The sequence below is a fragment of the Paraburkholderia sp. NMBU_R16 genome (genome assembly GCF_013282575.1).
In the GTDB taxonomy this organism is placed as follows: Bacteria; Pseudomonadota; Gammaproteobacteria; order Burkholderiales; family Burkholderiaceae; genus Trinickia.
The window spans coordinates 104,649-111,161 of the sequence record NZ_JAAAYE010000017.1 but is presented as its reverse complement, the minus strand read 5'-3'; the positions used below and the strand labels follow the sequence as shown (position 1 = coordinate 111,161).

The 6,513-nt window shown below is 62.5% G+C and carries 7 protein-coding genes; 1 reads left to right on the top strand and 6 read right to left on the bottom strand.

The genetic code is table 11. The annotated features are described in order from the left end of the window. Positions 1-213: 213 nt before the first annotated feature. From GWC77_RS11440 to GWC77_RS11430, 3 genes are all read right to left on the bottom strand, one after another. Positions 214-1,131, bottom strand: coding sequence for a LysR substrate-binding domain-containing protein (locus tag GWC77_RS11440; protein WP_173257020.1), 918 nt, complete (start codon positions 1,129-1,131; stop codon positions 214-216). A 259-nt stretch (positions 1,132-1,390) separates the two neighbouring features. Continuing rightward, positions 1,391-2,053: an FMN-dependent NADH-azoreductase gene (locus GWC77_RS11435; protein WP_173257019.1), complete on the bottom strand. Its 663-nt coding sequence runs from the start codon at positions 2,051-2,053 to the stop codon at positions 1,391-1,393. 241 nt (positions 2,054-2,294) lie between these two features. Further along, entirely contained in the window at positions 2,295-2,627 is a 333-nt protein-coding gene (locus GWC77_RS11430; RefSeq protein ID WP_173257018.1) for a chemotaxis protein, read from the bottom strand. A gap of 470 nt (positions 2,628-3,097) precedes the next feature. Between GWC77_RS11430 and GWC77_RS11425 the strand changes: the two genes are divergently transcribed. Further along, entirely contained in the window at positions 3,098-3,625 is a 528-nt protein-coding gene (locus GWC77_RS11425; RefSeq protein WP_254366912.1) for a PRC-barrel domain-containing protein, read from the top strand. Between the two features lie 323 nt (positions 3,626-3,948). Here GWC77_RS11425 and GWC77_RS11420 read toward each other — a convergent pair whose 3' ends face one another. Genes GWC77_RS11420 through GWC77_RS11410 form a run of 3 tightly spaced genes read right to left on the bottom strand, consistent with a single transcriptional unit; the run spans position 3,949 to position 6,512 of the window. Beyond that, the gene (locus tag GWC77_RS11420; protein ID WP_254366911.1) at positions 3,949-5,361 is read right to left on the bottom strand and encodes a cytochrome c; all 1,413 of its coding nucleotides are present in this window, start codon (positions 5,359-5,361) and stop codon (positions 3,949-3,951) included. Positions 5,362-5,377: 16 nt separating this feature from the next. Further along, positions 5,378-5,803, bottom strand: coding sequence for a hypothetical protein (locus GWC77_RS11415; RefSeq protein WP_173257017.1), 426 nt, complete (start codon positions 5,801-5,803; stop codon positions 5,378-5,380). 22 nt (positions 5,804-5,825) lie between these two features. Continuing rightward, on the bottom strand, positions 5,826-6,512 hold the full coding sequence (locus GWC77_RS11410; RefSeq protein WP_254366910.1) for a cytochrome c oxidase subunit 3: 687 nt from the start codon (positions 6,510-6,512) through the stop codon (positions 5,826-5,828). Between the last annotated feature and the right edge of the window lies 1 nt (position 6,513).

Sequence of the window (6,513 nt, the reverse complement as noted above, 5' to 3'; positions counted from 1 at the left end):
ATGGCTTGTTTCAGGCTGCCAAGCGCAAGGCGCGCGGCTACACGCGCTTCGAAACAATGCGAACCGTGCTGTTCCTCATCGCCGGCAAGCTAGATTTCTCCAGCTTCAACCCGCATGCCTCGTGAGCTGCGTTACCCACTGCATTTTCAAAAGAGCCCTTTTTTCGCCGAATGTAGCGATTGCAGCAATGCTGAAAAAAAGGCGCTTCAAAACTTATCCGGCGGCAATGGATCGCTCGCGAAAGACGCGAGCTTCTTCGCGCAACCATGCGGTGAAAAGGCGAAGCCCGTTCTTGGGGCGAGTCGAAGGCGGCACGACGAGGCGGTACGCAAACCCCGGCAGACACGGACCCTCGATCCGACGTAGGCGGCCCGTGCGCAGTTCCTCATCGATCAGCACGTTGCTGCACATCAACGGTCCGAGACCGCATTCGGCCGCGTAGAGCGCGAGCATCTCCTCGCTGTACCACGACATGCGAAAGTGAACGGTTTTATCGTGGTCGACCCGCGCGAGCCATGCCGACCAGTCGGGCGCATTCAACGCGCCGTTTGCCCACTTGTAGGCAAGCAGCGGATGTTTGCGGAAGTCTTCGATCGCCGGATTCCGGTCCTCCGGACAAATACCTCGATCGGCGACCGCCAGATAACAATCTTCCAGAATCACGGCATCTCGTGGATCGTCATTGACGGGCCCATACCGGATAGCGAGGTCGATGGACTCAGCCCGCAGATCCAGGACATTTTCCGAACCGTGGAGGTGCACCACGACTTCCGGATGGATCGCATTGAACTGCGACAGCCTCGGCATCAACCAGCGCTCGGCGAACGCTCGTGTGGCCGAGATCTGAATCGAGTCGTCGTTGGTCGGGGTATTGACGATCTCGAACGCTTGGGCCATCTGATCGAAGCTATCTCTGAGCAGCGGGTAGATGGTCTTGCCGACCGGCGTGAGCGTCACGGCACGCCCCGTTCTTTCGAAGAGTTTGTGGCCGATACGCGCCTCGAGCTGCCGGATCTGATGACTCACGGCCGTGATCGTCACGGACAGCTCGGCTGCGGCCGCGGTGAAGCTTTGATGGCGGGCAGCCGCCTCGAATGCGCGGATCGAATTGAGCGGTGGCAACTTGCGCATGGCGAAACGCCTTCATTCCGAAGTCGGCCGGTTACGGTGAGTGCATTCTACCGAAGCCGGCCCGCAGGTAGCAGGCATCCGGCAGCGCGGCAACAAGGCATTCAGTAAATTGAGTTAATGCGCGTCGGTAGGCAGCGTCCCGTCCCGTTGACTCTGCGGTGACATCCTGCGGACACGCCGACATCGCGACGACGCAGTCCGTTTTCATGCGCTGTTTCTCCACGAGAAAATTCACGGCTCCTGCTTCGACGCATGATGTTCAGCTGCTGGCAGTCTCGCGAACGTCAACCAACTGCTGAACCAGTTCGGGGACGGCGGAAAAGGCGTCCGCCATCGACGCTCGATGTCGTTCGTCGCCGAATTCGTGATAGCTGATGCTGATCGCATGGCTTTCCTCGACACCCAGGTAATGCGCGCACGTCAGGATATGGGTGTCGAGGTGATTCATCTTTTCGCGTACGCCGCCGGGCCCGAATCCGAACTCGCCGTGCGAGCCGAGAATAACGAGCCTCTTGCCGCTCATGATCGGCGCGAGCGGAAAGTCGCCGCGAGCGAGGTCGAACGTAAACGTCTTGCCCACGCGGATCACCTTGTCAAACCACGACTTCAGCGCGGCCGGCATCCCATAGTTGTACATCGGCGTGCCGATGACAATCACATCCGCACGATCGACTTCGTCGATCAGTTCGTCGGACAGGCGCAATGTCTCGCGCTGCGCCGGCGTCCGATCCTCCTCGGGAGTGAAGGCAGCGGCAATCCATTCCTCTGTGATGAATGGAGGCGGATGGGCTCCGACATCGCGGGTGACGATCGTGGCGCTTGGCTCCAACTGCTTCCAGGCGTCGACGAAGGCGCCCGACAGCTTGCGGCTGAGCGAGCGGTCACCGCGTGCGCTTGCATCGATGTGCAAAAGAGTGGTCATGGCGTGCTCCTTGTGTTGCCGAACCAGAGAGATGGTCCGATCGGGAACACCGATTTAGCCACGAAGTATTCGCGAGCACGATTGATGAATTTTTTGCGCAAGTTGAGAAAATCTCAACGACGCGGTCGGGTTGCAGGCCTTTCGTTTTTCTCGACCCCGAGTTGAGAAATCATCGGTTTCGCCGTTTATTTGCCTCCGCTAACGACGGCGCACGTAGCCCGTGCTGTAGCGCGGCTGCGCGTCATGGCTCGGCGTCAGTACCTCGTTCGAAGGGAGTGTCGATGCGGTCTGGCTCGATGTCCGCATCTTCCTCCAGCGTCGAGTCTCCGTCCGCCGACGATCGCTCGCCTGTTCCGGCCCGATCGGTATCGCTTGCGAGCTCGGCTTCTCCCGTCTCCAGCGCGTGCTCGTCGAGTTCCGTATCCCGATCGAAGTCGTGCCGCTTTGCCCCGGCAATGTCGCTGCCGCTGTCGGAAGAATCGCTCGGGCCGAGCGCGCCGGTATCGCGGCCCTTTTCCGCCCCGCTTTCATCGCGTTCCGGGAACGGATTGTCTGGATCGAGCGTGCTGCTCATGGGCTTTCTCCTATCGAGGTGAAGGGTTCATCCCGAAAGCCAGCATTGAGCGCGCCTGTCCCGCCGGCGGCGAACCCGGCACGATCGATGCGGCAAGAATGAAATTGCGACTCTCACTAGTTCAGGAGGCATTCCATGAAAGCACACGCTGGCCGGTCGCAGGACGAACGCGTTGCGGCGCGAAAAGGCCGATCGTTGCCGTCTCTCGAACCGCCTGGAGGGAAGATGGCCGAGGAAGGGACACAACCCGACGAGACGCATAGCAGCGGACAATTGTCGGAAGCCGGAAAGGCAGTCTGGCGCACCGGCAGCGGAATCGACGGCGGCGGGAAAACTCGCCGTTGACACCCCGCGAAGGAACGATCGTTGCTTGAACGATCATCGCGCCGGCCGTGACCGGCGCGACCGCGCGCAGGCAAAATTTGCAACGTGCGGCACATTCGATACGACACTGAAAAACGGAGGACGCCATGCGTACTCAGAAGTCTTCATCCACGACCACACCGTCGATGGGCGCCCGCATCGTGGGCGAGGGCAGCGAAACTTCAGCGGGTCCGGGGCCCGAGGTGATGGCCGCCAGCACACTCGATAGCGACAAGATTCTCAGCACCGATGGCGAGGAAGTCGGCAAGGTCAAAGAGATCATGCTCGATGTGCAGACGGGGCGTATCGCTTATGTCGTGATGTCGTCGGGCGGTTTTCTCGGGATAGGCGACAAGCTGATGGCCATCCCGTGGAGCGCGTTGACGCTGGACACGACTCGCAAGTGTTTTCTGCTTTCGCTGTCGTCGGAACGTGTGAAAAACGCCCCGGGCTTCGACAAGGATCATTGGCCGACGATGGCGGATCGGACGTGGGCGACTTCGCTGCACCAGTACTACGGGCGTGAGCCGTACTGGCAGCAGCTCGGGGCGGATGACGAGTACGAGCGCGGGCGCGTTGTCGGCGCGGAAGATCTCGACCCCGATGCGCCGGAGTCCGGCGGGGTCAAGCTTTGACCGCTCGTGACGGCTAACGGCCCCTCGTGATCGTCAGTCGATCATTGGGGGCTCGCGGCCTCGCTCGCGCGCTGCCCCGCTCTTGATTGCGACGCGCCCTCCGAGGCGCCCGCAGCCGGCGCGGCCCGTTTCGCAGCCGATGCGCCCGCCGTCCCAACGGCGCCTTGCGTACCGGGCTTACGGGCCGCACCAGACGAATCGCCGTTCATCACCGTTCCCTGGGCAGCAGCAACGCCCGCCCAAAGCAATGCTATCCATCCCGCCGCTCGCACATACGCTTTCATTGAACACTCCCTCGGCGAAAGCCCGACGCATGAGTCAGGTCACTTTCTCGCCGCCGTCTTTGCAATCGCGCTCCGCAGCTCGCGAACCTCGCGCGTCGTGACGGGCGCTGCCTGATTGCCCCAGGCGTTGCGCACGAACGTCAGCACGCGCGCCATTTCCGTATCGGTGAGCTTGCCGCCGAACTCAGGCATTTTCTGAGGCTTCGGTCCATTCTGCGTCTTGGCAGTCGAGCCTCCCTCGATCAACAGTCGTACGAGCGAGGTCGTCTCCGGTGCCAGCACCACCGCACTACCGGCAAGCCGCGGGTATTTACCCGGCTCGCCCATTCCGTCGTCATGATGGCAACGCGCGCACAAGCCGCGGTACAGTCCCGCGCCCGGCTGATTGATCGCACCCGTGCGCAACACATCGACGGTCCGCTCACGTTTGGCCGGATCGGTGTCGGCAAGCCCATTGCGCCGCCGCGGCACCAGCGTCTTCAGGTAGGTCGAGATCGCCTCGAGATCGGTATCGGTGAGGTATTGCCCGCTGTTCTCGATGACCTCGACCATGCTGCCGAAAGCCGCCGCACCGGCGCCGTGTCCACGCTTCAGGAACGATGCGATATCTGCCTCCGACCACCGCCCGAGCCCGGAAGCCGGATCGCCCGTCAGGTTCGGTGCGAACCAATGGTCGACGGTGCCGCCCGTCAAAAACAGGGGGTCCTTGTCGCTATAGCCGCGCTCTTCGTAAGCCGGGCCACGCCCCGTATGACACGCCCCACAGTGTCCGAGCGCCTGTACGAGGTAGGCACCCCGATTCCACACAGCGCCGCGATTCTCGTCTCGCTTGAATCGCTCGTGCGGCGCAAAGAACTCGTTCCAGAAAACGAGCGCCCAACGTTGATTGAACGGGAACGGCAACTGCGTTTGCGGCGGCCGCTTCGGCACCGGCTGCACGCCGTGCATGAAATAGGCGTAAAGCGCCCGCATGTCGTCGTCGCTGATCTTCGCGAACGACGGATAAGGCATCGCGGGATAGAGATGCTTTCCGCCCGGCGCAATACCGTCGCGCACAGCTCGAACGAAATCCTCGTAGCGGTATCGGCCGATTCCAGCCTCCGGATCCGGCGTGATGTTGCTCGACCAGATGACGCCGAACGGCGAGCGCACAGGCAGCCCGCCCGCGAAGGGCGCGGAAGGCTGCGGAGGATTCCCGGCAGGCGCCGCGGTGTGGCATCCCGCGCAATCGGCCGCCTTGGCGAGATACGCGCCGCGCGCGACCAACGCCGAATCGGCTACACCCCTCGCTTGCTCAGGCGTGGGCGCAGCCGCCGCCGCATCGGCAGCCGCGAGGCGCGACGACATGAGGATCCCTCCGGCGAACGCGAGCATGAACGCAACGCCGCGCGCAGCCCGAGGCAGTTGCAGCGCGCAGACCACGCCCCCCAGACCGCGACCCAATTGCGCCATGCCCTTGTTCCTCATATCAACACCCGGAAACGAGTGCGACGGCAACGTCGGTTGCCACGAGCGCGAAGAGAAACAACAGGCTGGACATGAACCCGACCTTGGCGACGAACGCCTCACCGTTCAACAGCGTCTGGTCGGCGCGCGGGGGCGCGTCGTTCGCTCGCTCGGCGAGGCGGCGCCAGTTGCGCCAAGACAAACATGTTCCCGCGACGCCCACCGCCAGCGCAGCAGCACTGATTCCGATGACTGCGCGAAGCGCCGCGCCCGCATACGATGCGCGCATCGGCGCATCGTAGGGAAAACAACTTTGTGCAACGAGCGCCTCCGCAATACAGACCTGCAGCGTCCATGCCGCCGGTGCGGCAAGTATTGCGACGAAAACGCGCCACGGCGCCACGGGCGTCTCGCCGATCACACGTCGTTCGTTCGCGCTGTCTGCCATCGGAGCCACCATCGACAAACCGTTATCCGATCCAATAGGGTGTCAAATAGATCGTAGTGAAAATGAAGAGCCACACCACATCGACGAAGTGCCAATACATGCTGCCGATCGTCAACGCCGCGCACCGTCGCTCGTCGAAATATCCGAGCGCCGTCCATGCGTCCAGCAAGGCGAGCATCACGAGGCCGATCACCACGTGCGCCATATGAAAGCCCGTGATCGTGAAATAAAGCGAACCGTAGAGATTCGCGAGCGGCCCGTATGGATGACCATGCCACTCGTGGAGTTGAATGCCTACGAACACGATGCCGAGCACGATCGCGATCGTCATCGATACGACGGCAGCTCGCAGACGCGCGCGGCGCACCATGCGCTCGCAAAACCAGACGAACCCGCTGCTCGACAGCAGAATCAGTGTATTGATCGCACCGAGCGGAAGTTTGGGCAAACCCTCGGGCGGCCAATGTCGCGTGGTCTGCACCGCGAGGTACAGATACGTGAAGATCAGATAACCGAACAAGGCGCCCTCGGTCGCGATCAGCATCAGACAGCCAAGCCAGCCGCTGGAACGATTGCCGGCGCTACCGACGGGGACGGTATCGCCGGCCGAGCGCAGCGTCGCCGCGGAGGCGGTCTGGGCCTCGCTCTGCTCGGCCCCGTCCCACGCGGGTCCCGAACTTCCTGCGAAAGAGCGCGGAGGCTGTTCCATG

What these genes read in the sequence shown, in the direction of transcription:
- GWC77_RS11435 (WP_173257019.1), bottom strand. Translation starts at nt 2,053, where the DNA reads ATGACCACTCTTTTGCACATCGATGCAAGCGCACGCGGTGACCGCTCG.
- GWC77_RS11415 (WP_173257017.1), bottom strand. Translation starts at nt 5,803, where the DNA reads ATGGCAGACAGCGCGAACGAACGACGTGTGATCGGCGAGACGCCCGTG.
- GWC77_RS11420 (WP_254366911.1), bottom strand. Translation starts at nt 5,361, where the DNA reads ATGGCGCAATTGGGTCGCGGTCTGGGGGGCGTGGTCTGCGCGCTGCAA.
- GWC77_RS11410 (WP_254366910.1), bottom strand. Translation starts at nt 6,512, where the DNA reads ATGGAACAGCCTCCGCGCTCTTTCGCAGGAAGTTCGGGACCCGCGTGG.
- GWC77_RS11430 (WP_173257018.1), bottom strand. Translation starts at nt 2,627, where the DNA reads ATGAGCAGCACGCTCGATCCAGACAATCCGTTCCCGGAACGCGATGAA.
- GWC77_RS11425 (WP_254366912.1), top strand. Translation starts at nt 3,098, where the DNA reads ATGCGTACTCAGAAGTCTTCATCCACGACCACACCGTCGATGGGCGCC.
- GWC77_RS11440 (WP_173257020.1), bottom strand. Translation starts at nt 1,131, where the DNA reads ATGCGCAAGTTGCCACCGCTCAATTCGATCCGCGCATTCGAGGCGGCT.